The 579-nt window shown below is 69.3% G+C and carries 1 protein-coding gene; it reads left to right on the top strand.

Annotated elements, in window-relative coordinates; translation table 11 throughout:
- A partial coding sequence (mutL, locus tag DH10_RS36075) for a DNA mismatch repair endonuclease MutL (protein ID WP_246811706.1) occupies positions 1–579 on the top strand: 579 nt, incomplete at both ends.

Genomic DNA, 579 nt, shown 5'->3' with positions numbered 1-579 from the left:
TGGCACGACGGTCGAGGTGCGCGACCTCTTCTTTGCCACGCCGGCGCGGCTCAAATTCATGAAGGGCGAGCGCGCCGAGAGCTCGGCGACCAGCGACGTGGTGAAGCGCATCGCCATCGCCTTCCCGGCCGTGCGCTTCACGCTCGCCGGCTCCGACCGCTCGACGCTCGAATTGCCGGCGACCGGCGACACGCCGGAAGGCCGCCTCGCCCGCGTCGCGCAAGTGATGGGCAAGGATTTTCCCGACAATGCGATTCCCATCGATGCCGTGCGCGACGGCGTGCATCTTGCCGGCCACGTCTCGATCCCGTCCTACACGCGGGCCAATGCGCTGCAGCAATATGCCTATGTCAACGGCCGGCCGGTGCGCGACAAGCTGATCGCCGGCGCGATCCGTGGCGCCTTCGCCGACGTGCTGCCGCGCGACCGGCATGCGGTCACGGTGCTTTTCCTTTCGCTCGATCCGGCGACCGTCGACGTCAATGTCCACCCAGCCAAGGCCGATGTGCGCTTCCGCGATCCGGGCTTGGTGCGCGGGCTGATCGTCGGCGCCATCCGCGAGGCGCTGGCCGGCGCCGG

It is taken from the genome of Mesorhizobium silamurunense, assembly GCF_014843825.1.
Taxonomy (GTDB): domain Bacteria; phylum Pseudomonadota; class Alphaproteobacteria; order Rhizobiales; family Rhizobiaceae; genus Mesorhizobium; species Mesorhizobium silamurunense.
Note: the sequence above shows the minus strand (reverse complement) of the source record. Positions and strands in the feature narration are given on the sequence as shown.